This is a genomic window from Marinobacter profundi (genome assembly GCF_002744715.1).
GTDB classification, from domain to species: Bacteria; Pseudomonadota; Gammaproteobacteria; order Pseudomonadales; family Oleiphilaceae; genus Marinobacter; species Marinobacter profundi.
Genome location: NZ_KZ319367.1, coordinates 558,789 through 583,279 on the forward strand (window position 1 = coordinate 558,789; position 24,491 = coordinate 583,279).

The 24,491-nt window shown below is 62.2% G+C and carries 16 protein-coding genes; 8 read left to right on the plus strand and 8 right to left on the minus strand.

Translation table 11 applies throughout. The features are described from left to right. Window positions 1-269 precede the first annotated feature (269 nt). From CLH61_RS02485 to CLH61_RS02510, 6 genes are all read right to left on the minus strand, one after another. The gene (locus tag CLH61_RS02485; RefSeq protein WP_099613107.1) at window positions 270-1,064 is read right to left on the minus strand and encodes an RES family NAD+ phosphorylase; all 795 of its coding nucleotides are present in this window, start codon (window positions 1,062-1,064) and stop codon (window positions 270-272) included. Further along, on the minus strand, window positions 1,061-1,426 hold the full coding sequence (locus CLH61_RS02490) for an MbcA/ParS/Xre antitoxin family protein (RefSeq protein WP_099613108.1): 366 nt from the start codon (window positions 1,424-1,426) through the stop codon (window positions 1,061-1,063). Before CLH61_RS02490 ends, CLH61_RS02485 begins: the two co-directional genes overlap by 4 nt. Window positions 1,427-1,495: 69 nt before the next feature. After that, window positions 1,496-4,021: a bifunctional diguanylate cyclase/phosphodiesterase gene (locus tag CLH61_RS02495; protein ID WP_099613109.1), complete on the minus strand. Its 2,526-nt coding sequence runs from the start codon at window positions 4,019-4,021 to the stop codon at window positions 1,496-1,498. A gap of 110 nt (window positions 4,022-4,131) precedes the next feature. Further along, window positions 4,132-5,694 carry an FGGY-family carbohydrate kinase gene (locus CLH61_RS02500; RefSeq protein WP_099613110.1) on the minus strand — a complete coding sequence of 521 codons (1,563 nt, stop codon included), beginning with the start codon at window positions 5,692-5,694 and terminating at the stop codon, window positions 4,132-4,134. Continuing rightward, window positions 5,691-7,310 carry a glycerol-3-phosphate dehydrogenase/oxidase gene (locus tag CLH61_RS02505; protein ID WP_099613231.1) on the minus strand — a complete coding sequence of 540 codons (1,620 nt, stop codon included), beginning with the start codon at window positions 7,308-7,310 and terminating at the stop codon, window positions 5,691-5,693. Before CLH61_RS02505 ends, CLH61_RS02500 begins: the two co-directional genes overlap by 4 nt. Before the next feature lie 60 nt (window positions 7,311-7,370). Then, window positions 7,371-8,966 carry an FAD-binding oxidoreductase gene (locus tag CLH61_RS02510; RefSeq protein ID WP_099613111.1) on the minus strand — a complete coding sequence of 532 codons (1,596 nt, stop codon included), beginning with the start codon at window positions 8,964-8,966 and terminating at the stop codon, window positions 7,371-7,373. A gap of 276 nt (window positions 8,967-9,242) precedes the next feature. On the opposite strand from CLH61_RS02510, the gene recC reads away from it, so the two are divergent. The 3 genes from recC to recD are packed head-to-tail and all read left to right on the plus strand — an operon-like array spanning window position 9,243 to window position 18,831. Further along, window positions 9,243-12,824, plus strand: a complete 3,582-nt coding sequence (gene recC / locus CLH61_RS02515; RefSeq protein ID WP_228152501.1) for an exodeoxyribonuclease V subunit gamma — start codon at window positions 9,243-9,245, stop codon at window positions 12,822-12,824. Between the two features lie 23 nt (window positions 12,825-12,847). Next, the gene (recB, locus tag CLH61_RS02520) at window positions 12,848-16,609 is read left to right on the plus strand and encodes an exodeoxyribonuclease V subunit beta (RefSeq protein ID WP_099613113.1); all 3,762 of its coding nucleotides are present in this window, start codon (window positions 12,848-12,850) and stop codon (window positions 16,607-16,609) included. After that, complete coding sequence (recD, locus tag CLH61_RS02525) at window positions 16,606-18,831, plus strand: exodeoxyribonuclease V subunit alpha (RefSeq protein ID WP_228152502.1); 2,226 nt, start codon at window positions 16,606-16,608, stop codon at window positions 18,829-18,831. The genes recB and recD overlap by 4 nt, the downstream gene beginning before the upstream one ends. A 13-nt stretch (window positions 18,832-18,844) precedes the next feature. Here recD and CLH61_RS02530 read toward each other — a convergent pair whose 3' ends face one another. Both CLH61_RS02530 and CLH61_RS02535 read right to left on the minus strand, forming a co-directional pair. Continuing rightward, window positions 18,845-19,486 (minus strand): transglutaminase-like cysteine peptidase, encoded by a 642-nt coding sequence (locus CLH61_RS02530; RefSeq protein ID WP_228152503.1) that lies wholly within the window; start codon window positions 19,484-19,486, stop codon window positions 18,845-18,847. A gap of 24 nt (window positions 19,487-19,510) precedes the next feature. Further along, window positions 19,511-20,170 (minus strand): type II secretion system protein N, encoded by a 660-nt coding sequence (locus CLH61_RS02535; protein WP_099613115.1) that lies wholly within the window; start codon window positions 20,168-20,170, stop codon window positions 19,511-19,513. A 158-nt stretch (window positions 20,171-20,328) separates the two neighbouring features. Between CLH61_RS02535 and gspE the strand changes: the two genes are divergently transcribed. The 5 genes from gspE to gspI are packed head-to-tail and all read left to right on the plus strand — an operon-like array spanning window position 20,329 to window position 24,489. After that, window positions 20,329-21,837, plus strand: coding sequence for a type II secretion system ATPase GspE (gene gspE, locus CLH61_RS02540; protein ID WP_099613116.1), 1,509 nt, complete (start codon window positions 20,329-20,331; stop codon window positions 21,835-21,837). Window positions 21,838-21,840: 3 nt separating this feature from the next. Further along, the gene (gene gspF, locus CLH61_RS02545; protein WP_099613117.1) at window positions 21,841-23,052 is read left to right on the plus strand and encodes a type II secretion system inner membrane protein GspF; all 1,212 of its coding nucleotides are present in this window, start codon (window positions 21,841-21,843) and stop codon (window positions 23,050-23,052) included. 51 nt (window positions 23,053-23,103) lie between these two features. Further along, window positions 23,104-23,556, plus strand: a complete 453-nt coding sequence (gspG, locus tag CLH61_RS02550; RefSeq protein WP_099613118.1) for a type II secretion system major pseudopilin GspG — start codon at window positions 23,104-23,106, stop codon at window positions 23,554-23,556. Between the two features lie 5 nt (window positions 23,557-23,561). Beyond that, window positions 23,562-24,089, plus strand: coding sequence for a type II secretion system minor pseudopilin GspH (gspH, locus tag CLH61_RS02555; protein WP_099613233.1), 528 nt, complete (start codon window positions 23,562-23,564; stop codon window positions 24,087-24,089). Window positions 24,090-24,108: 19 nt separating this feature from the next. Then, window positions 24,109-24,489: a type II secretion system minor pseudopilin GspI gene (gspI, locus tag CLH61_RS02560; RefSeq protein ID WP_099613119.1), complete on the plus strand. Its 381-nt coding sequence runs from the start codon at window positions 24,109-24,111 to the stop codon at window positions 24,487-24,489. Window positions 24,490-24,491: the final 2 nt, after the last annotated feature.

Sequence of the window (24,491 nt, forward strand, 5' to 3'; positions counted from 1 at the left end):
GTCGCAACAACATTCCAGCACAGGGAACAATCGGTTCGGCCACTTTGTGCCGTTGATTGGCCTGCCTTGCCTGCGACGACGATTATTGATCGTTCACCGTCAATATAGAGCGCATTCGCTGTCGCACCCTTAGATGCAGATCAACAAAACTGCGGATTTTTTAATCATCTGACGTCAAGGGTGAGGGCGGAGCGAGGGTTGGGTGAGAATGAGCGCGATCATGATTCTATTGGTGCCGGGCTGCGCAGCGAGCGAAGTTCTGCAGAGTCTCAAAATGCGGGCTGGGGAAAGTTGCCATCGACCAGGAAAACATGCCGGTGAAAGTCAACGCCCCGTTTGTGGCCATCTTCCCCCGCCAGGCTCATCGATACTGTTTCCTGACCGCTGACAACGATCAGGCGCTGCCGGCTTCTGGGTTGCTTGTCGGAAAATGGCCTGGGTGAAAACAGCGCGGCATTGATACCTTCGACACCCTGGCAAACCTCGAATGGCAGCTGATAGAGCCCGGCCTGACGTGCCCGTGCAGACAGAAACTGGAAGGCTTCGACGCCGGCCCGGCGCATATCGGTGCCGAGGGCCTGGCTTTCCCGGTAGCTGACTGGATCAGTCAGTACCTCATGCAGGTCCCGCCATGCTTCCTCCTGCAGGCGGATGCCTTTGGCAGTGCGGATGCGAACACTGAAGAGTGTATGCAGAGTCGTCAGAGGCCTTGGAAAAGGAGTTTCCAGGTGGCTGAGGAATACGAAGCGGTAATAAGCGGTTTCCGCCAGCGCGGTGTCCACGCTCATGGCGCCATAGAACAAACTGGGTTCGAAACTGCGCCCGAAGCGGGAGCCGTACTTCAGCGGCGGATAGCGGAACGGCGTGGACAGCAGGTAGTGCAGTTTTTCTGTTTTGGGAGGCAGGGCAGGCTTGCTGCCCTCCAGTAATTCCTCCAGACGCATCTGCTCCTGGATGTTGTCCACCAGCCGGGTTGTCGCTATTTCCTCCTGGCTTTCCACCACGCGGAACACAGCCCCCTGCAGGGCAGTCAGGTGCTCGGTGACCCGCTCCCGATAGTTCAAATCCGCCCCCGCATGGCGTCGAGGTAGTGATTGACCCGTACCAGTCCTTCTGCGGTCTGAATCAGCTCGCGGGGTATCGCGTCAAAGTAGCGGTTGCGGGTGTCCAGCCAGTGCTGCATGGCATCTTCATCGCCGCCGGTCAGGCTGTAGACGCTGCGGTATAGGCGAATGAACAGCAAGGCCAGTTCGCCTGCCTTGCTGGCCGGGTCAACACCGTCGCGCACCAGTCCGGTACGGTTCCGGCCCACCACGTCAGCGAGTTCCGCCTGGGTAAGCCCCATGGCGCGGCCGGCATTGAGCAGTGCCTTGCCGAGCAGCATGCGATCGCTGGTGGTGTCACGTTTAGCCGTGGGAGAGATCATAATCGCCTCCTTTGTCGAGTTTTCACATTATAGAGCATTTATGTGAAATATCGACATACGAAATTCTGCTCAGGCTGGCGTGGTCCGGCTACCCAGCAAGGCTGTAAATTCCTCCGCATCCATCGGTTTGCCAAAGTGGTAGCCCTGGACTTCGTCGCAGGTCAGACGGGCGAGCTGTTCAGTCTGGCCGGCTGTCTCAACGCCCTCGGCAACGACTTTCAGGCCGAGACTGTGAGCGAGCCTGATGATTGCCCGTACCACGGAGGAACTGCTCTCGTCGGTGGCCATATTACGCACAAAAGACTGATCAATTTTAAGCTTGTCGACGGCAAACCGCTGGAGATAGGCGAGACTGGAATACCCGGTGCCAAAATCATCGACGGTCAGATGAATGCCCTGTTGCTTGAGGGTTTTGATGGTATTCACGACGCGCTCCACATCCCCGACCAGAACCGATTCGGTCAGTTCCAGTTCGAGGTTTTGCCCGGGCAGGCCGGTTGTCGCCAGGATACCCGCAACAGATTCACACAGGTCCGGACGCTGGAACTGGATGGCGGACAGGTTAACCGCCATGGTGATACCAGGCAGCCCGGCACGCTGCCAGGCCGCGGCCTGCCGGCAGGCTTCGAGGATGACCCATTGACCGATCTCGACGATCAGGCCACTTTCTTCGGCAATGGGTATGAACCGCTCGGGGCTGATGGCGCCCAATTCCGGATGGCACCAGCGCAGCAGCGCTTCCGCACCCACGATCTGGCGGGTGGCGAGATCAAACTGGGGCTGATAGTTCAGGTAGAGCTCGCCTCGCCCGAGGGCTCCGCGCAACTTCGCCAGTAACCCCTGTCGCTCCAGGGCCTTCTGTTCCATCGCCTGAGTGAAGCGGCGGTGGGTGTTCCGGCCTTCCGCTTTGGCGGCATACATGGCGGTGTCAGCGTTGCGGAACAGCACCGAAAAGTCTTCGCCGTCCGAGGGTGATACGGCCACACCCACCGATATTGTGATAGTCAGCAGCTGCCCGCTGACTTCAAAGGGTGATGCAAAAAGATCGTATAACGTTCTGATTTCACGATTTATTTCGTCCTCGCTCTGCACCGGCCCGAGGAAAATCATGAACTCGTCTCCGGCGGAGTGGCCAATGACGCTGTGTTGAGTGTGGAATGCACTTTTCAGCCGGCCTGCGATTTCCCGCAGCAGGTTGTCACCCATCACATGGCCAAAGGTGTCGTTGATATCCTTGAAGTTATCGAGGTCGATGTAAGCCAGCATCTGGCGCTGCCCGGCCGGTCGGCCCTGGGCCAGGCGGTTGTTGACCAGTTCTTCAAAATGGTTGCGGTTTGGCAGTGCGGTAAGCGCATTGAAATGGGCCAGGAATTCAATTCTGGCCTGGGCCTGACGGTGTTCAGTGACGTCGGTGGCGATGATACCGCGACCGGAATCCGACGCTGCCAATCCCGGAAGCGGGAAATGAATGGTCTCGAAGATGCGGGAATGGCCGTCGATGTTCACCGTTTCGGTCACGGTAACGGGCCTGCCCGCTTGCCGGCTCTCATGGACATGGCGGGCGGCGGTGTCGGCCAGTTCCGGCGACAGCACGTCGTGAAGGGTTTTGCCAAGAATCTGATCCTGACGTCGGTTGGCGAGTTTTTCAAAGGCCGGGTTGGCCAATGTCAGCCGCCCGTCCGCATCAGTTAGAAGGATGATGGCGGGTGAGTGCTGGAAAAACGTCTGCCGGAGAGACTCGCTTTGCTCAAGTTGCGCCGTGCGTTCGGACACCAGCTCCGCAAGATGTTCCTCATGCATTTTAAGGTTACGGAACAGCAGGTTGAACGGTGACACCACCCCGGTTACCAGCACACCGCGATAGATCAGGTAGGCCGACAGAAACAGGAAGTAATGACCAAGTTCGTTGGCGAATCCGTACACGCTGATGTATTGGGTGAACGCCAGGGTGGCAAATACGTTGAACAGCAGGGAGGCCTGCAACAAATGGTGAACGGGCGCGGCAAACTGCTCTCTCCGGCGAAAAAGCAGGATCATGGTCAGGGCAAAGCACAGCGCAATGAGGTACTCGGCGATAATCTTGAAACGGGTAAGGCCACTGCCTTCAACGAAGCTGTCCGGAAAATAGCCACTGAAAACCAGCACCAGGAGGGCCAGGCCGAGTAATCCGAAACCGGTCAGGGCCCACCCGTAGTGCACCGCCCGCCTGATCCACAGTGCGGCAACCAGGAATGCCAGGGCTTCCAGGCCCCGGAAGGCAATCCACAACTGGGTCGGCAGATTGGCGTCGGCCGTGGGAAATATAGCCAGCCCCTTGTAGGAGAGGGTATGCAGCAGCTCCAGTCCGGCAATGGCAATAGCCGCAGTGCCTGCAACGCCGAGAAAGGAGTTCCCGGACCAGTGTCGGGTGTGCCATGCCAGCGCGAATAATCCGGTGAGTGCCACGATCCGCAGCATCTCGACCAGAGTGTGGAACAGCAAAAAGTTGCTATGGGCAACTAGATGGAGAATAGCCAGAGCGACCAGCAGGCCAGCGATGTGGGGGAGTGCGATCAGGCGATCGTATTGCGCAGGCTGTTGCGGCACGCGTTGCATTGGTATCTGTAGTTGTTATAGGGAACCGGCAGCTAGTGTATACCAGCCATCGCAGATTGGCTTGCTCATGATACTAAAAGTTGAGCCGCCGTCGCGGGACTGGTCCGGCGCTAGCGGGGGTAGCCGGTAATCTCCCGGATTTTACGATAGATGGGCTGCAAACGGGGATACATCTGCAGATAGACCTCGGAATACAGCCGCTCATACAGCTCGCGGGTGGTGGGGTCCGGCTGGAAGACGTCGCCAACCCGCGTCATTGCGGCCACGGCGGTCTCAAAATCCGGGTGAAGACCCAGGCCGACAGCAGCATCGATCGCTGCGCCGAGGCCGGATGTTTCCCAGGTATGAGGGCGTTCGGCCGGTAAGCCAAAAATGTCGGCGGTCAGCTGCATCGCCGCATCGCTCTGGGAGCCGCCACCGGCGACCCGCAAGGTACGGATTTTTACCCCGCTGCGTTTCTCGATGCGCTCCTTGCCCTCTCTCAGGGCGTACGCCAGGCCCTCAAGCATGGCGCGGTAGATATGGGCCCGGGTGTGTACGTCGCCAAATCCGATAATGGAGCCCTTGGCTTCTGGTCCCGGCTGTTTTACACCCGGCGACCAGTAGGGTTGCAACATCAGACCCATGGAACCCGCCGGAACCGAGTTGACCAGTTCGTCAAACAGTACCTCGGGCTGGATACCCCGCTCGCGGGCAATGTGGCGCTCTCGCAGGCCAAACTCCTTCTTGAACCAGCTCACCATCCAGAAACCACGATAAATCATCACCTCGGTGCTGAAGTGGCCGGGCAGGGCCGACGGGTAGGGCGGCATCAGGGGAATGGGTTCCACGTACCGCCGGCTGGTGGTATTGATCGTCGCCGTGGTGCCATAGCTCATGCAGGCAATGTCCGGATGCAGGCCGCCACTGCCGAGAATTTCACAGGCCTTGTCGGATGCCGCAGCGACCACTGGCAGGCCCGGGGGCAGTCCGAGGTGAGCGGCCGCAGCGGGCGTGAGATGGCCCAGCACCTCACCGGGGCTGACCAGTTCGGGCAGCATGGCAGGGGTTACCGGCATGGCCCGCCATTTGAAGTCCCGCTTGCCTGCCCAGCGGTGACGCTTGTAATCAAACGGCAGATAGCCCACCTGACTGCCAACGGAATCCCGGTATTGTCCGGTCAGCCGGAAATTGAGGTAGCCGGACAGAAGCAGGAATTTGTGGGTTCTTGCCCATAGATCCGGTTGGTTCTGGGCAATCCAGTTGGCCTGGGTTTTTTCCCGGAAACGGTTAATGGTGTCTTCCAGGCGCAGGAGCCTGAACAGCCATCCCCAGGGTCCTTTTAACGGGCCATCTACCCGGGCGTGGCGCTGGTCCAGCCAGATAATGGCAGGCCGCAGCGGTTTGCCGTCCGCATCGAGGTTGACCACCGTACCCCGCTGGGTTGTGACGGTGACTCCCACCACCTGCTGCGGGCTTGCGTTGGTCGTTCGCCAGAGCAGTGCGCAAGCCTTGCCCAGGTTGTCCCAGAAATAGTCGGGATCCTGCTCCGCCCAGCCCGGCTGGCTGGAAAAATAGGGTTCGATTTCCTGCTTCCCCTTGCCGACCAGGTTGCCCCTCGTATCGAACAGCAAGGCGCGCACGCTCTGGGTGCCGTTGTCGATGGCGAGGATCAGTGGTTGCCGGTCGCTCATGGGTGCACCCCCTGGCGAGGCTGGGCAGGTACACCGTAGGCTGTCTGCCAGAGAGCCAGATAGCGTTCCACTTCGGAATGCCAGCGTGGTTCGCTCCAGCCCAGGGCTTTCCGGCAGTGCGTGCCTATGGCGGGTAACTGGTCCTCAGCCCCCCGGGGCAGGATCAGACCAATTCGGGTTCGCCGCAACAACAGGTCGTCCAGATGCATTACGTCTTCATGAGCTGCCGCCCAGATCAGTTCGGCCCAGGTCACGCCGCTGTCACCAATCGTCGTCAGTGGGCCGGCGGTCAGCAGTCCTTCAAGTTGACGGCCATAGTAGCCCTGCAATCGTTGCCACAGGTCATGGGATACCCCCGGGGGTCGGGGCAATGCCGGGCAAGGCGCAAGCACCGGTTGTCGTTCGTTACGGAGCTCTGGTGCCGGTCGTTGCGCCGGCAACTGATGGCGGCCAAGGTCAAGGGCTTCCCGGGCGATGAGCCGGAAGGTCGTCAGTTTGCCGCCGGCAACACTGATCAGCCCCTGATCCTGCCAGATCACGTGTTCACGGTTCTCTTTCGACGGAGCCAGCTCGTTACCTTCACTGACCACGGGACGAACGCCGGACCAGGTGGAGATGATATCGCTGCGACCCAGAGGCTGGCCGGGAAACAGGGTTGCGGCAATTTTCAGCAGGTAGCTGACTTCGGCGTCGGTGATGGACGGCTCATGATCAAGGTCCTCGCGATGGTCCAGGTCAGTGGTACCAAGCACCGTGCGACCCTGCCAGGGAAAGGCGAACACCGGGCGACGGTCATCCGGATGGAACAGGGACACCGAACAGGCAACGGGCAGCTTGTCGAATGGCACGACCAGGTGACTGCCCCGTAGTGGACGAATGGGGCTTCCCTGGCCGGCGCCGGGACGAAGTCGTTGCGCCCAGGCGCCGGTGGCATTGATGACCAGGTTCGCCGTTACCCGGAATGCGCTGCCAGCGCCGTCATCCGCAGTGTCCACCAGTTCGACTCCGGTGACCTGGCCGGCAGCATCCCGCAGAATCTTCCGGGCGCAGACGTAGTTCAGGCAGGTGGCGCCGTCAGCGCGGGCCTCCGCGATGATTCGCTGTACCAGCCGGGCATCATCGGTTACCGCATCGGTGAACCCGCTGGCGCCAGCCAGGCCGTGGCTGTCGAGCCCCGGAACCCATTGCAGGGTCTCACCGGGCGAAAGCCATAGCCGGCTTTGCTGGCCCGCGAGACGGTCGTAGGCGCGCAAGAGCAGCTGGAACAGCCGAGGTCCGGGAAACTGCTTGTGAAAGTGGGGCATGATGAAACGCAGTGGGTCAATCAGCCCGGGGGCCTCGGCCAACAGTCGCTCCCGTTCGCGGACGGCATCGCGGGTGAGCTTGAGATGGCCGCTGCCCAGGTAGCGCAGTCCTCCGTGGACCATCTTGGATGACCGGCTGGAGGTGCCCCAGGCAAAATCACGCTGTTCGACCAGCAGTGTTTTCAGGCCACTGCCTGCGGCCTCCCGGGCGACACCGGCGCCGGTGATTCCACCACCAAGCACCACTACATCGAACGGTGAGTCTGCTGCCCGCAATGTGTTGAGCGCGTCTTGCCGGGATGAATTCGTCATGTCTGCCACCTGGGTCAGGTCATTTAAACGGTTCATTGGGTTACCGCAGTGCCGACGGGATCAGTTGCGGAACAGGGTGTCGGGATTGAGCAACTGCTCCGGATCGAAGGAACCGCACAGCGAACGAATGGCCATCATGCCCAGTTCGCCTTTTTCCTGCGGCAAATAGGGTGCGTGATCCTTGCCGACACCATGCTGGTGGCTGATGGTGCCGCGATTGTGGACGATCAGCTCTGACGTGGTGGACTTCAGGTGGTGCCAGCGGGCGTAGGTCTCGTCGTAGCTGTCGGCCACCCGGAAGACATAGGTGGTGTAAATGCTGCACCCCTGGGGATAGAAGTGGGACAAGTGAGTGAACACGTGAACCCGTTCGCTTTGCTCCCGGAGCCCCTGACGGAGGTTATGCTCGATCCGGTTCAGCAGGTTGTCGACGTTGTCCCAGTCGGTTGCGGTTTCCAGCGTGTCTACGGCATACCCCATCTGCCACAGTGCTTCGCGGAGGTACGGCATGGTGAAGCGCTTTTCGGCCCATTTGCGACCCAACCGGGTGCCGGTGTAGACGCCACCAAACTGCTTGCCAAGGGCCCTGGCTTCCCCGAGGGCGGTCCGGCACTGCCGCCGGCTGCCGGTGGTGCCAAAGGTCATCATGCATTTGCCGCCCCTGACGCCTTTGAGGGCGAGGACGGATTCCAGCAGGCGAATCAGCTGCGGGTGGCCCGCCAACGCCAGTTGGGTCTCGGTCTCTACGGCATTGGACAGTCGCAGCATGGAAAGTTGCGTCCGGTTCTGCACCAGCTTGCGAGCCGCATTGCGGGCCTGCTCCCAGTCCGGAAAGAACATGACATGAAAGCTTTCGTGCTCCGGCAGGGGGCTTACCCGGGCCCTGACTTCGGTGATCAGGCCAATACGTCCTTCGGACCCCATCACCATCTCACGGATATCCGGCCCGGCGCTGGAGGCCGGCACGGTGGGAATTTCCAGGGTGCCCTGCAGGGTTTCAATGCTGCCGCCGGCAAACAGCTGTTCGATGCGGCCATAACGGAGCGACTGCTGGCCGCTGGAGCGACTGGCTACCCAACCGCCGATGGTGGACAATTCGAAGGACTGGGGGAAGTGCCCGAGGGTATAGCCCCGCGCCCTTAGCTGGGATTCAACCAGCGGCCCCGGTGTACCGGCGCCGAATGTTGCCACCTGGCTCTCGGTGTCCAGGTCGGTGAGCCGGTTCATCCGCCCCATGTCGACGGTGAGTACAGGCTTGTTCCCGGCCAGCGGGTTGATGTGGCCGGCGACGCTGGTGCCGCCGCCGTAGGGAATAAGCTGAATACCATTACTGCGGGCGTAGTTGAGGAGATGCTTTACGTCGTCCGCGGATTCCGGGTAGGCCACGCCATCCGGAAATACGCCGAAGTCACCGCTGCGCATCGCCAGCCAGTCTGGCAGACTCTGGCCACGGGCGTGCCGCACGCGGTCCTCCGCGCGGGTCTGTACCAGTGGATGGGGCACCAGCCTTGACGGCGGCACAGACTGGCAAACAGTGTCCAGATCAACATCCCGCAGCGGAGTGCCCGGGCCAACCCGGTCGTCGAGAAACTGGCGGCCCGCATCGGGTAACTCGAGGTTGTACTGGTCATCTCCCCAGCCATTCCAGCGTCTCATGGTGCATTACTCCTTTGGGGCGCGTTGGCAGGCCTGCGGTGGCCAGGATAGCCAGCAGTGGCCAACACGCTGATTTTTCGTAAAGATTGGACTGTCAGGATTGTAGCGGTATTCTCCCCTGATACAGTATCCGATCACGACAAGCCGGCTGGCATTTGACGACAGTGCCGGTTTGCGATCTGGTTTGTGATCCCGTTTGCAACAGGCGCGACGACAAGGGGTGTCGCGCAGTTGAGGCAGACTTTCCGGTAAGACCCATCAGACTCAGGAGTGCACATGGCGCAGGCGCCAGCGGCAGGACCCATGGAATCCGGCGGTAGCCGACCGATTCCCACCGGTTTTCAGGTCATTCACGGCAACCGGCTGGAGAACCTGCGGGAGCTTGCCGTTGAAGTTATACGCCGCTTCCCCCTTGCGCCGTTGGAGGAAGAGGTGTTTCTGGTGCACTCCAATGGTATTGCCCAGTGGCTCAAGCTGGCCCTGGCGCGGGACCGGGACGACCCGGAACTTGCCGGCCTGGGTATCGCCGCCGCGATGACCTTCTCGCTGCCGTCGCGCTTTCTCTGGCAGGTCTATCGTGCAGTGCTGGGGTCGGATGCGGTGGCGACCGAGTCGCCGTTTGACAAGGACCGGATGACCTGGCGCCTGCTGCGGATGCTGCCGGCAGTGACCGAACAGGAGGGCTTTGCGCCGCTGGCGCGCTTTCTCAGTGGTGAGGAGCCGGAGCGGAGGCTGTTCCAGCTGGCGGAAAAAATCGCCGACCTGTTCGACCAGTACCAGGTCTACCGCGCGGATTGGCTGGAGGCGTGGAGCGAGGGTAGGGACGTGCTGCTGGTCCGCGGCCAGGAAGCGGCGGTGCCCGCCGGCCAGAGCTGGCAGCCCGCGCTGTGGCGGCTGCTGCTGGAGGATATCGGCGCCGCCGACGGAGAGATCAGCCGGGCTGACGTTCACAACCGTTTTCTTGACGCTGCCCGCAGCCTGACGCCGCAAACCCGGCCTGCCGGGGTGCCGGCACGGCTGGTGGTTTTCGGGGTCTCGTCGTTGCCCCAGCAAACCCTGGAAGTGCTGAGCCGCCTGGGGCAGTGCAGCCAGGTGCTGCTGTGCGTGCACAACCCCTGCCGCTTCTACTGGGCGGATATAGTCGAGGACCGGGAGCTGTTGCGGGCGGCCAACCGTCGGGGCGCACTGCGGGAGGGGATGCCGGCAGTGCTGGATGACCGTAATCTGCACCTTCACGCCCACCCCTTGCTGGCGGCCTGGGGCAAGCAGGGCCGTGACTATATCCGGCTGCTGGATGAGTACGACAACGCGGCAGACTACCGCCACTGGTTTGAGCGGATCGATCTGTTTGATGATGTGGTAGCCGGAGATTCCAGTGCGACGCTCCTCGCGCGTTTGCAGGATGACATACTCAATCTGCGTCCGGTCAGCGAAAGCCGGAGCCTGCCTGCGCCGGAGGAAGGGGCCGACGGATCCCTGGTATTCCATACCGCCCACAGCCCTCAGCGCGAGGTGGAAATCCTCCACGACCAGCTATTGGCAGCCTTCAATAGTGACCCGGCACTGAAGCCGCAGGACATCATTGTCATGGTGCCGGACATCAATGCCTACGCGCCCCACATTCAGGCCGTGTTTGGCCGTTTTGATCATGATGACCGCCGTTTCATTCCGTTTACCATATCCGACCAGGGTCAGCGTCATCAGATCCCGGTGCTGGTGGCTCTTGAGCACCTGCTGGCATTACCGGAATCCCGAATTGCCGTCAGTGATGTCCTGGATCTGCTCGACGTGGCGTCGGTGCGGGAGCGTTTCGGTCTCACCGAAGAAGACCTGCCGCTGCTTCACCAGTGGATCAGCGGCGCGAATATTCGCTGGGGCCTGCAGGGGGATCAGAAGCGTGCCCTCGAGCTGCCTGCGGAGATGGAACAGAACACCTGGATGTTTGGCCTGCACCGAATGTTGCTGGGCTACGCCACTGGTGAAGGCGAGGCCTGGCAGGGAATCGAGCCCTATGACGAAGTTGGTGGACTGGAAAGCCAGATCGCCGGGCGCCTTGATGCCTTTATCCGTGAACTGGCCTACCTCTGGCAGGCCCTCTCGCTTCCTCGCACGCCGGGGCAGTGGCTGGCAACCCTGAATGATCTGCGGGACCGTTTCTTCGGTGCACTGGATGACGAGGGAGCGCTGATAATGGGGCGGCTGGAGCAGGTTGCGTCACGCTGGCTGGCGACCTGTGAAGACGCCGGGCTGGCTGACGTGCCCCTGCCACTGACGATCGTGCGGGAAGAGTGGCTGGCCAAACTCGACCAGGGCGGTCTGAGCCAGCGCTTTCTCGCCGGCAAGGTCAACTTCGCCACGCTGATGCCGATGCGGGCAATACCGTTCAGCCATATCTGTCTGTTGGGCATGAATGATGGCGACTATCCCCGCAGCTACCCGCCGATGGATTTCGACCTGATGGCCGGAGATTACCGCCCCGGTGACCGCTCCCGCCGCGAGGATGACCGCTACCTTTTCCTGGAAGCCCTGTTGTCAGCCAGAAAGCGACTTTATATCAGCTGGATAGGTCGTAGTGTTAATGATAATTCTGAGAGGCCGCCCTCGGTATTGGTGGCCCAGCTAAGGGATCATCTGGATGAAATCCGGCCGGCCAAGCCGACCGGGAAAGACGCCCGACACGCCACGGGGCCGGCAACGTCCTTGTCGGAGCGGCTGACAACCGAGCATCCGTTGCAGCCGTTCAGTCCCCGTTATTTCAGCGGCGACGAGGGCCCGTTGTTCACCTACGCCGGCGAGTGGCGTAGTGCCCACGACGGTCAGCGCGAGCGGGAATCCGGCCGGCAGGCACTTGGCGATCTTCCCGAGGACCTGCCGGGGGATACCATCAGCCTCAGCATGCCTGCCAGTTTCCTGAAGCAGCCGGTGGAGGCGTTCTTCCGTCAGCGCCTCGGCATCTACTTTGACCGTGAGGCCGCGGGCACCGAGGACGATGAGCCCTTTGTGGTGGATGGCCTTGGCAACTGGAAGCTGACCGACGAGCTGATCAGTCAGGTCCTGTTACAGCCGCCCGAGAATGGCCGGAGCGCGGATGAAGCGTCGCTGGAGGCGCGGCTCACCCGGGTGACCGAAAGGCAGGCCGCACGGGGTGAACTGCCGGCAGGTGGCGTCGGTGTCCTGCAGCAACGCCGGTTGACCCGTGATCTGCCCGAACTGTATGAACGCTACCAGGCGTTGCTGGCCCGCTATCCGGTCAAGCAGGACCTTCATCTGGTCTCCGCCGGGTTCCAGCTGGCCGGCCAGCAGCTGGTACTGGAAGACTGGCTGGATGGCCTGAGAGCCACGCCAGAGGGTGACCTGGCCCTGGTCAGCCTGCACACCAGCGGGTTGACGACCGCCAGTAATCAGTACAAATGGCCCCGTTTCCTGGCGCCCTGGGTCAACCACCTGGCGGCCTGCCTGACCCTGGACGGGCCGGTCAACTCGTTCCTGCTCAGCAAGGCCGGCGACGTCAGTTTCCCGCCGTTACCGAAACAGCAGGCCAGGGATCATCTGCACGACATCCTGACCACGTGGCTGGAGGGCCTGTGCGAACCATTGCCGGTCGCCCCGAAAACCGCCTTCGCCTGGCTCGATGCGCTGCCAAAAGGTGAGGACAGGGCCCGGGAGGCAGCCCGGACGGTATTCGAAAGCGCCTATCAGCGCTCCGGTGAAGTGGATGAAACGCCGGCCCTGCAACGGGCCTGGCCGGATTTCGACCGCCTGGTGGCGGACGGACGCTTTACCACACTGGTTAACCGGCTCTACCGACCGCTACATGAAGCGGTAAAGGGGCACTCTGAAGACCGGGAGGCCAAATGATGAGGGATCACCACGGAGCCGATATGACGGATGCCCGAACGCCGATCGACATTGTCGAGCTGGACCCGCTGACGTTCCCGCTCTGCGGGAGCCGGCTGATTGAGGCCAGTGCCGGGACCGGCAAGACCTTCACCATTGCCTTGCTCTACGTGAGGGCCATTCTGGGCCACGGCGACATTGCCGCGACCGGCAAACTGCTGACCCCGCGGGACCTGCTGGTGGTGACCTTTACCGAAGCGGCTACCAAGGAGCTGCGGGACCGGATCCGCAAACGCCTGGCCGAGGCGGCCGAGGTGTTTCGGGGCGAGCCTGACAGTTTACAGGCTCCGGACCAGCAGGATGATCCATTGCTGCAGTTGCGGGCCAGCTACCCGGACCCCGCCGAATGGCCGGCCAAGGCCCGCCTGCTGCAACTGGCGGCGGAGTCCATGGATGAAGCGGCAGTGCACACGATCCACGGCTGGTGTAACCGGATGCTGAAGGAGCACGCCTTCGACAGTGGCGGACTGTTTAACCAGAACCTTGAAACAGACCAGAGTGAGCTGTTCGCACAAGTGGTACGGGACTACTGGCGCACCTTCGTCTCGCCGCTGGATGCGGATGCGGCCGATCTCTGGCTGGGGTGTTTCAGCGCTCCCGACACCCTGCAGGACCGCGTGGGAAGCCTGCTGGCCTACCTGGATACGCTGCCAGAAGACGGCGGCAGTCCTGCCGTGCAGCTGGGGGATCTGGTGGCGTCGCGCCGTCGGGTGTTCGATGAGTTGCGACCTGGAATTGCCGGGTGGGTCGAGGACTTCCGCTCGGTCGTCGCCGAAGCCCGTTCCCGCAAGGCGTTCAACGGCAGCAAGTTACGGGATAACCATCTCGCGGGCTGGCTCGAGAAGCTGCTGGAGTGGGCCGCTGGTGATGACCTGGCCGCGCCCGGTCTCACCGAGCCGGCCTGGAACCGGCTGAGCCCGGAGGGCATTGCGGATGCATGGAAGGATGCGGGGCCGGAGGAACACCCACTGGTGGTTGCGGTGGGCCGGTTACGGGACATCTGCGGTCGCCAGGTCTCCCCGGAAAGCCTGCTGTTCCACGCCTGCCGCTGGATCAGTCGTCGCCTGGAGCGGGAGAAGCAGCGCCGGGCGGAGATGGGCTTCGATGACCTGCTGACCCGGCTGGATACCGCGCTCCACGGCCCTGGCGGTGAGCGTTTGGCGGCTACCATCCGGCAGCAGTTTCCGTTGGCGATGATCGACGAGTTCCAGGATACCGATCCGGTGCAGTACCGGATTTTCGATGCGGTCTACCGTGTCGCCGAGAATAACCGCAATACCGGGTTCTTCATGATTGGCGACCCGAAACAGGCGATCTACGCCTTCCGCGGCGCTGATATCTTTACCTACCTGAAGGCTCGGCAGGCGACTGAAGGCCGCCACGTCACGCTGCCAAAAAACTTCCGTTCGGCACTGGCGATGGTTGAGGCTGCCAACCAGGTGTTTGCCTACGGTGAGCAGAAGACCCGCCATGGCGCCTTCCTGTTCCGGGACCATGGCGGCGCGGGTGCCAATCCGGTGCCATTCCTGTCGGTACGGGCTCAGGGTCGCAAGGAATGGCTGGAAGTGGATGGCCAGCAACCGCCGGCCATGTCCTTCTGGACGGATACCAATACCGACAACAAACCGGTTGTACAGGACCGCACTGCAGAGGCCTGCGCCTCCGAGATCGTACGCCTGCTCAACCTGGGGGTGCAGGGCCGGGCCGGATTCCGGCGCCCGGATGACGAACTGGTACCGCTGCGTTCTTCAGATATTGCCATCCTGGTGAACAACGGCACCGAAGCGGGCCGGGTTCGAGAGGCACTGTCCCGGCGCGGTGTCAAAAGTGTGTACCTGTCTGACCGTGCGTCGGTGCTGCAGACACCGGAGGCGCGGGATGTCCTGGCCTGGCTGAAAGCCTGCGCCGAACCGGAACGCGACCAACTGGTCCGCGCTGCGCTGGCCACCGCCACACTGGGTCTGGAATGGTCGACCCTGGATCACCTGCGGCGTAGCGAGCTGGCGTGGGAAGAAGAAATTGAAGCCTTCCGCAGCTTCCATACTGCGTGGCGCCGCCAGGGCGTGCTGGCCATGATCCGTCAACTGTTGGCCCGCTTTGATGCCCCGGCGCGGCTGCTGGCCGGGGAGGGCGGCGAGCGGTCGCTGACCGATGTCTTGCATCTGGCGGAGCTTTTGCAGCGGGAAAGTCAGCGGGTGGACGGAGAGCAGGCACTGATTCGTGCCTATGGCGACATGCTGGCGGATGGCGGCAAGGGCTCGGAGGTACTGCAGGTCAGGCTGGAAAGCGATGCCGACCTGGTCCAGGTGGTCACAGTTCACAAGTCCAAGGGGCTGGAGTATCCCCTGGTCTTTCTGCCGTACGCTACCAGCTGCCGTCCGGTGAACAAGAAAGACACGCCGCTGTCGTGGCACGACGGCGATGGCCGGCTGGCGCTGGTCTTCAGCGCGGACGAGGATGCCTTGGCCAGGGCCGACCGGGAGCGACTGGCGGAGGACATCCGCAAACTTTACGTCGCGCTGACCCGTGCCCGCCACGCCACCTGGGTGGGGGCGCCGGATATCAAGGGGGAGGAGCAACGCTGTGCCCTGGGTTACCTGGCAGGCCACGACGGTAGCCAGTCGTTGCAGGGCTGTCTTGAGCAGATGACAGCGACCTGTGCCACCATGGCGGTATCGCCGCTGCCTCCCGCCAGCGATGACCTGTATACACCGGAGCAGCCGCATTCGCTGGTGGACGCACGGGTACCCGCCAGGCAGGCGAAAGAAAACTGGTGGATTGCCAGCTATTCGGCAATTCGTTACCAGGCGGCCGACTCACCCTCGCAACCCGTTCGCCCCGGCGGGGAGGCGGAAACCCCGGAGGCGGAGCGCCAGCGCGAGGAGTCTGTGCCCCTTGGCCAGGTCTTGCCGCCTCCGACACGCCACCCGCATCCGGATACCCGACGGATCCACGGTTTCTACCGTGGTGCCGGACCCGGTACGTTCCTCCATGGCATTCTTGAATGGTGTGCCCGCGAGGGGTTTGCTGCCGTGGCCGGGGATCCGGCGGGCCTGCGCGAACTGATCCAGCGCGCCTGCCAGAGCAGGGGCTGGACTCCCTGGGCCGGTCCATTACTGAACTGGGCCGGCGATCTGCTGGAGGCGCCGCTACCGTTACCGAGCCAGCCGGACGGCCCCGCAATGCCGGTGGCCCTGGGTAGCCTGAGCCGCGTGCTGCCCGAGATGGAGTTCTGGTTTGCAAGTCACCAGGTAGACACCACCGCTCTGGACGCCCTGGTTCGTCAACACACTCTGACCGGCCATGACGATCCTGCAATCCGCAACCGACCGCAAGCCCGCAGCGCGACCCTGAATGGCATGCTGAAGGGGTTTATCGACCTGGTGTTCGAACACGATGGCCGCTATTACGTGGCCGACTATAAATCCAACTACCTGGGCCCGGATGATCCGAGCTACACCCCCCACGCCATGGCCCTGGCGGTTGCGGGTCACCGCTACGACCTGCAATACGCGATCTATCTGCTGGCCCTGCACCGGCTGTTGTCGGCGCGGCTGCCGGATTACGATTATGACCGGCATATTGGCGGCGCGGTTTACCTGTTCCTGCGGGGCAACGGCGGCGAACAGGGCGGCGTTCACCTGGACCGGCCGGATCGCCGGCTGATTGAGGCCATGGACCGTTTGTTTCAGGCCCGGACGGAGCCCCGTGCCGATGGTGTCATGGAGCAGGAGGCCCTGCTATGACCGAGGTAACAATGAATAATTCCGCAACCGGGGCGCAGGCAAGCACTACACCAGAACCCCGCTGGATGAGCGAGACGGTACTGGCCGATCCGGCCACCTTGTTGTCGCTGCTGGAGTCCTGGGTAGAGCTGGGTTGGCTGCGGGCGCTGGATCTTGCCCTGGTGCGATTTGTCAGTCATCAGGCGGAGGCTGCCGGCCAGCCGCTCAGCCCGTTGCTGATGTTGGGGATTGCGCTGTCATCCCATCAGCTCGGACGGGGTCATGTCTGCCTGGATCTGGACGCCATGACCCGGGAAGGCTTTAACGACGCCCTGTCACTACCGCCGGAAGATGACGTGGCGCCCGACGAACGTCTGCTGCCATCGGATATTCTGCGGGATACTGCACTGGGCGACTGGGAAACAGCCCTCGATTTGCCCCTTGTGGTGGCGGACGTCGCCGATGGTGAGCACTCGTCGTCGCCCCTGGTCCGTGATGGCCACCGCCTGTACCTGCGCCGTTACTGGCAGTACGAGCAGGCCATCTTTCATCAGCTGTCAGACCGCCTGGCGCCGCTAACGCAGCTGCAGGACCCCTCCGGTGTGGGTGCCCGGGCCCTGGCCGGGGCGCTGGACGCACTGTTTGGCGGGGTCGACGCTGATGACGCGGTGGACTGGCAGAGGGTCGCCTGTGCCAATGCCGCCCGCCAGGGCTTCAGTGTGATTACCGGTGGCCCGGGAACCGGCAAAACCACCACCGTAGTCAAGCTGCTGGCTGCCCTGCAGAGCGTTGCGCTGAGCCTGTCTGCGGGGGCACGCAGCCTGCGTATCCGCCTGGCCGCGCCCACGGGCAAGGCGTCCGCCCGCCTCAATGAGTCCCTCGCCGGTGCGGTCGACGGCCTGGACTTGAGCGGGCTACACGACGGTGAGGCCATCCGAGCCGCAATCCCCGTCGAAGTGACCACGGTGCACCGGCTGTTGGGCAGCATTCCCGGCTCGCGAAAGTTTCGCCATCACCGGCACAACCCGCTGGTGGCAGACGTCCTGGTGATCGATGAAGCCTCGATGGTGGACATCGAGATGATGGCGCGGGTGCTGGAGGCAACACCGCCCCACGCCCGGCTGATTCTGCTGGGCGACAAGGACCAGCTTGCGTCAGTGGATGCCGGCGCGGTCCTGGGCGAGTTTTGCCAGCGCGCAGCTGGCGGCCACTACACTCCGGCGACGGCTGGCTGGCTCGCCCAGGTCGCCGGCACCGTCATCGCTCCGGAGCTGCTGGACGGCGCGGGTACTCCGCTGGACCAGGCCATCACCATGCTCCGCAAAAGCTATCGTTTCACTGCGGACAGCGGTATCGGCCAGCTGGCTACGGCGGTCAACCAGCCGGCCAGTGGCGACGCGGCCACGGAGGCCGCCCGGGTGTTGCAGGGTGGCTTTGTTGATATTGCCCGAGCGGCCATCAACCGGACGGAACCGGAACCACAAGTCACCCGCCATTGCCTTGGCGGTGGCGCTGCCAGTTTCCCCGGTGGCGGCGAGGGGCGGCTGATCCAGGGCCGGCCGGTGGCACCGCCGGAAGGTTACCGCCACTACCTGGGGGTAATGAAGCGGGCGCGACCCGCTGCGGATGCCGACTGGACCCAGTGGGAGCAGTGGGCCGGCCAGGTTTTGGAGGCCTATAACCGCTTCCAGCTGCTGTGCGCCCTGCGCCGTGGCCCGTTCGGGGTCGAGGGGCTGAACCAGGCAATTATTGCCGCCCTGAGCAAAGACAAGCTGATCAGTACCGGGGAAGGCTGGTTCGCCGGTCGCCCGATCATGGTCACCCGTAATGACTACAGTCTGGGGCTGATGAACGGTGATATCGGGATAACCCTGGAAGTGCCGGCCCGCCACTGGCTGAATGGCCGCGAAGTGATCGATCCGGATCATCGGGTCATCCGGGTGGCCTTTCCGGCCGGCGATGGCTCCGGCGGGGTTCGGTGGGTGCTGCCCAGCCGACTGCAAGGGGTGGAAACCGTGTTTGCGATGACGGTGCACAAATCCCAGGGCTCCGAATTCGCCCACACCTGCCTGGTGTTGCCGGACCGGATCAATCCGGTACTTACCCGGGAACTGGTCTACACCGGCATTACCCGGGCGAAACACTGGTTCAGCCTGTTGGTGCCGGATCAGCAAGTCTTTGATCAGGCGGTAGGGCGCCGGGTCATTCGAACCTCGGGGTTGGGGCGGGTGCTGTTTGGCTGACGGGCGCCGGCGCTCAACGCAGGCTTTCCAGCAGGCGTGAATTGAGGTCATTCCAGCGTTGCAGCTTGGCGGCCTCGCCAATCCGCCGGTTACGGTCTCCGGCGCGGTTCGACCACAGGCCTTCACCGTTGAAACTGTAGACCGGCTCCAGATCCGGACGCTGGGAGGCGGGCCGGATTTCGTTGATCAGATTATCGAGGATCAGCGGATCGGCATCCGGCGTGGGATACCAGGCCAAAACCATATGGGCCTGGTTGAGTTCCAGGGCCTTGACGTAGGTGATGCGGAGCTGATCGTCCGGAACGCCCATGGATTTCAGGGTCAGGTACTTGGCGATGGAGAAGTCTTCGCAGTCGCCGCCATTGGTGGCCAGTAATTCCACCGGGGTCGCCCAGTAGTCTTCCTCACCCCAGTGCTTGATGTCGTTGATGAATCTGGCGCGGTTAAAGAATGAATTCACCAGGCTGAGCTTGCGCTCTATCGGTGCAGACGCCGCCATTTTTTGCAGGTTTTGCCAGGTTTCCAGGCGGGCGCGGGCTTCGGTACCAAACTCGTCCTGGACGTAATCCAGCAGTTTGCCACCCAGTTCGAAGGCGGCAACGGTGGTGACCAGCAGCAGGATCGGGAGCAGGGAAGCCCGGCGAGCTGGTTGCATGACCCCGGCCGCCATGACGTGACCTCAGTTACTGTTGTTTCTGAGGCGTTCACGGAGCTGTTCAAGGCGGCGGCGGATCTCCTCTCGGCGTTGCTCGTCGGCAGCGGGTGTTGCGGGAATGGTCACCCCGCCTCCGGATGCCGCGGGTGTGACGGATGGGGTGGCGGTATCGTAGCCCGGCGAATCATTGCTGTCTGCGACGTCCATGCCGCTGCGATCCTCGGTCTCGGGAAAATACAGGTTCTCGAGCTTGCCGGCCCGTTCGATGATCACGCGCCGGGGGTGGACTGACCGCAATTTGGCGTTACCGGGCAGTTCGTCGCCCACCAGGTAGGCTTCGGTTTTGCCTTTGTCATCTTCAACCAGTGCGCTGCCCGGGAAGTCGCCGTCGGCAGCCAGCACACCGCGAAGGAACAGACGCAGGTTGGTTTCCGGCAGGTTTTCGGTGTCCACAGCCTGGGCAGCCGCACTCTGGTCGGCGGTGCCAAACAGGTCGATACTGGATAAGTCAACTTCCGGCTCGCGGGATTCCGGAGTGGTAACCTGGCTGGTCGCGCCGGCGTCGGTGCGGGTTTTCTGCTCCATCTGCCAGAAGCTGTAACCCTGCCAAGACAGGGTCGCGACCATGGCAAGGATGGCCAGCAGGCTGAGAAGAGCAGGTAACCGGGGGCTGATAACAGACATTGATGTTCCTGGTAACGGCATTTTAATCAGTAAAAGGCAGTATAGTGTATAGAGTTATTCAGCGGTTCCATATCCTATGGTAGCCTTTCTGAATTAATTGAATAACAAGGATTTCCGGGGCCCGAAATGACTGGCCCGTCAACACAACGAGGACAGCCTTGAACACAGACATCGAACTCCAGCCGCAGGATGCGCCGCTGGGCCGTCTGCCCTTCACCTTTGCAAAGCGCAACGGGGTCATCCTGACCCGCGACGAAGACGGTGAACCGGTTATCCTGGTCCGTCCGGGCGCGGTCCACACGGCGCTGGCCGAAGCCAACCGCATCAGCGGCGGGCGGGCCCGCTTTGCGCCAATTGCCCCGGAGCACTTCGACGAGGCCCTGAACGCTGCCTACCAGAGTGACTCTACCGAAGCCATGCAGATGGTAGAAGGTATCGGCGACGACATGGACCTGGCGTCCCTGGCGGACTCGGTTCCCGAAACCGAGGATCTGCTGGAGCAGGAGGACGACGCACCGATCATCCGGCTGATCAACGCCATTCTTACTGAAGCGGTCAAGACCAACGCTTCGGACGTGCATATTGAAACCTATGAGAAACGCCTGGTGGTCCGCTTCCGGGTTGATGGCGTGTTGCGTGAGGTGGTGCAGCCCAAGCGAGCCCTCGCGCCGCTGCTGGTGTCCCGCATCAAGGTCATGGCGAAGCTGGATATCGCCGAAAAGCGGGTTCCACAGGACGGTCGGATCGCCCTGCGGGTTGCCGGCCGGGAAGTGGACATCCGGGTATCCACCATGCCTTCCGCCAGTGGCGAGCGGGTAGTGCTGCGTCTGCTGGACAAGCAGGCCGGGCGCATTCGCCTGGAATCCCTCGGCATGGCCGGCAACGATCTCAAGGTGCTGCGCAAGCTGATTTCGCGGCCCTACGGCATCCTGCTGGTGACCGGCCCGACCGGCTCCGGTAAATCCACCACGCTCTATGCCTCGCTGCAGGAAATCAACGACCGTACCCGCAATATCCTGACGGTCGAAGACCCCATCGAGTACAACCTGCCGGGCATCGGCCAGACCCAGGTCAACCCGAAGGTGGATATGACATTTGCCCGGGGCCTGCGGGCCATCCTGCGTCAGGATCCGGATGTGGTGATGATTGGTGAGATCCGTGACCTGGAAACCGCTGAAATTGCGGTACAGGCCAGTCTGACCGGCCACCTGGTGTTGTCCACACTGCACACGAACACTGCGGTCGGTGCCATTACCCGTCTGATGGATATGGGGATTGAGCCATTCCTGATCTCTTCGAGTCTGGTGGGTATCGTGGCCCAGCGCCTGGTGCGGGTCCTGTGCAATGAGTGCAAGGAACCCTACACCCCGGGCGAGGAGCAGTGCGAATTCCTCCAGCAGGACCCTGCCAACCCGCCCACGATATACCGGGCAAAGGGCTGCGATGCCTGCAACCAGCTGGGTTACCGGGGCCGGATTGGTATCTATGAAGTGGTGGAGATTACCGAACAGATCAGCTCGCTCATCCACAAGCGTGCCGGTGAACTGGACCTGGAACACGAGGCCCGGCGTGCCGGTCCGAGTATTCATGCCGACGGTGTTACCAAGATCCTTGACGGAATGACGACGATGGAAGAAGTTCTCCGCGTCACCCACCGGAGCCGATGACCCATGCCGGCATTTGACTACAAGGCCCTGGACGCCCGGGGCCGGCAGAAGCAAGGCGTTCTGGAGGGAGACAGTGCCCGCGCTATTCGCCAGCAACTGCGAGAGCGTGGGCTGACGCCACTGGCGGTCGAGCCGGCTGCGGAAAAACAGGTTCGCACCAATCCCTTAAGCCGGCGCGGCAGCCTGGGGCCGGCGGACCTGGCCCTGGTTACCCGACAGCTGGCAACGCTGATCCAGTCCGGTATCCCGGTCGAGCAGGCACTGTCGGCCGCCGCCCAGCAGTCCGGTAACCAGCGCATCAAGGGCATGCTGATTGCCATTCGAGCCAAGGTCATGGAAGGTCATACCCTGGCGGACAGCCTGGGTGAGTTTCCCAGGGCCTTTCCGCGGCTGTATCGGTCCACGGTGGCAGCCGGCGAGCATGCGGGCCACCTTGATCTGGTGCTGAACCGGCTTGCCGACTATACCGAGTCCCGCCAGGAAGCCCGCCAGAAGATTCAGCTGGCGGCCATCTATCCGATCATTCTCAGTGTGGTGGCCATTGCCATCGTGGTGTTCCTGCTGACCTACGTGGTGCCGGACATTATTGAAGTTTTCGTCAAGCAGGGCCAGGAGTTGCCGACCCTGACCCGGGTCATGTTGGCGATGTCGGAATTCCTGGCAGATTTTGGTGTCTATCTGTTGATCCTGTTGATAGTCGCGGTGGTCGCGTTCCGGTTGTCCCTGCGCAAGCCAGCGGTGCGGTTGCGGTTTCACCGGTCGTTGCTCAACATGCCCATGTTCTCGGGCATGGTGCGCGGCGTTAATACCGCCCGTTATGCCAGTACGCTGAGTATCCTGACCACCAGTGGCGTCCCCCTGGTAGACGCGATGCGGATTGCCGGGGAGGTGCTGTCCAACGACTTTCTGCGTCAGGAGCTCCGGGGCGCCGCCCAGAAAGTGAGTGAAGGGGGATCCCTGCACCGTTCTCTGGATCAGACCGGGTACTTCCCGCCGATGATGTTGCACATGATTGCCAGCGGTGAATCCAGCGGCGAGCTGGACAGCATGCTTGAACGCACCGCGAGAATGCAGGAGAACACGCTGCAGGCCAAGATTGCCGCTATTGTGGGGCTGTTCGAGCCAATGATGTTGCTGGTCATGGGCGTAGTGGTGCTGATTATCGTCCTGGCCATCATGCTGCCCATCCTTAACATGAGCAATCTGGTGGGCTAGGCAGCCACAGGGACATGGAAACAGGAAACTGAAAAAGGAAACGTTCGACAAATGAGAGTTATGACAATGGAACACAAAGGTACACAACGCGGTTTCACCCTGATCGAAATCATGGTGGTGATGGTGATCCTCGGGCTGCTGGTCGCAATTGTTGCCCCCAATATCATGGGGCGAAGTGATCAGGCCAAGGTAACCGTAGCGGAGACCCAGCTCAGCAATATTGCCAATGCCCTGGACCTGTACCGCCTCGATAACAGTCATTACCCATCGACCCAGCAAGGCCTCGAAGCCCTGGTACAACAGCCCAGTGGCACCCCGGAACCGAAGAACTGGAACCCGGACGGCTACCTGAAGAGCGTCCCGGAAGACCCCTGGGGAGCGCCTTACCAGTATGTGAGCCCGGGCACCGAAGGTCCCTACGACCTTTACTCCTTTGGCTCTGACGGCCAGGAAGGCGGCGATGGTGACGCTGCAGACATCAGTGTGTGGGCGTCCGGGAAATAAAACCGGTGCTGACAAGGCCGTCGTCCGCGGGTTTTACCCTGATCGAGATTCTCGTTGTGCTGATAGTGGTCGGCTTGCTGGCAGCGCTTGCGGTGATCAGTATTGGCGACGGTGGCCGCCAGCGGGAGCTGGAAAACGAAGTCAGGGAGCTTTACCTGCTTATGCAGACGGCCTCCGAACAGGCGGTTCTCAACAACCAGGAGCTGGGCCTGCTCATTGAAGAGGACCGCTACCAGTTCGTGGTTTATGACGACGAGAATGGCGACTGGGAACGTAAGGGCGATCGCCTGTTCAGTGCCCGCCAGTTGCCGGAATGGATGACCGTTACCGAATTCATCGAGAACGACCTTCCGCGGCTGTCCTCCAACGAGGATCGCCTGCGTCCGGATGTGGTGTTTTTCTCCAGCGGAGAGTTCACTCCCTTTGAGCTGGAGTTCACCATCGGATCGGTCAGCGACCGCCGTCACCTGATCTGGTCCGACGGCCTGTCACCGCTGGAGTGGATTGCTCCGGGAGAACAGCGGGATGAGTAGCGGGATGAGGAGCGCCAGGATGGGCGACCGCAGGCATTCGGGCTTTACGCTGATTGAGGTGCTGGTGGCGCTGCTGGTGTTCGGACTGATCGCCACGGCGGCCTCGGAAGTTGCCAGTCAGTATATCAACAGTTATGAACGGGTCAGAGACAAGACGCTGGCGAGCTGGATTGCCGACAACCGGATGAATGAAATGCGGCTGGCCGAGGCTCTGCCGGGTATTTCCGAAACCACCGACGACCTGGATTTCGGCCAGTACCGCTGGCAGGTAACCACCGCGGTTCTCGGCACCGCCGAACCTACCATGCGACGGGTGGATGTCACCGTTGCCCGCATCCCCGCCAGTGGTTCCGAACCTTATGCGGTTCACGCCCTGTCCGGTTTCATCGGGGAGCCGTGACC

Bases quoted from the DNA above. Each gene is read 5' to 3' on its own strand.
- CLH61_RS02535 (WP_099613115.1), bottom strand. From the start codon at position 20,170: ATGTCTGTTATCAGCCCCCGGTTACCTGCTCTTCTCAGCCTGCTGGCC.
- gspF (WP_099613117.1), top strand. From the start codon at position 21,841: ATGCCGGCATTTGACTACAAGGCCCTGGACGCCCGGGGCCGGCAGAAG.
- CLH61_RS02530 (WP_228152503.1), bottom strand. From the start codon at position 19,486: ATGCAACCAGCTCGCCGGGCTTCCCTGCTCCCGATCCTGCTGCTGGTC.
- CLH61_RS02495 (WP_099613109.1), bottom strand. From the start codon at position 4,021: ATGCAACGCGTGCCGCAACAGCCTGCGCAATACGATCGCCTGATCGCA.
- gspG (WP_099613118.1), top strand. From the start codon at position 23,104: ATGAGAGTTATGACAATGGAACACAAAGGTACACAACGCGGTTTCACC.
- CLH61_RS02505 (WP_099613231.1), bottom strand. From the start codon at position 7,310: ATGACGAATTCATCCCGGCAAGACGCGCTCAACACATTGCGGGCAGCA.
- recB (WP_099613113.1), top strand. From the start codon at position 12,848: ATGACGGATGCCCGAACGCCGATCGACATTGTCGAGCTGGACCCGCTG.
- recC (WP_228152501.1), top strand. From the start codon at position 9,243: ATGGCGCAGGCGCCAGCGGCAGGACCCATGGAATCCGGCGGTAGCCGA.
- gspI (WP_099613119.1), top strand. From the start codon at position 24,109: ATGGGCGACCGCAGGCATTCGGGCTTTACGCTGATTGAGGTGCTGGTG.
- recD (WP_228152502.1), top strand. From the start codon at position 16,606: ATGACCGAGGTAACAATGAATAATTCCGCAACCGGGGCGCAGGCAAGC.
- CLH61_RS02500 (WP_099613110.1), bottom strand. From the start codon at position 5,694: ATGAGCGACCGGCAACCACTGATCCTCGCCATCGACAACGGCACCCAG.
- CLH61_RS02490 (WP_099613108.1), bottom strand. From the start codon at position 1,426: ATGATCTCTCCCACGGCTAAACGTGACACCACCAGCGATCGCATGCTG.
- CLH61_RS02510 (WP_099613111.1), bottom strand. From the start codon at position 8,966: ATGAGACGCTGGAATGGCTGGGGAGATGACCAGTACAACCTCGAGTTA.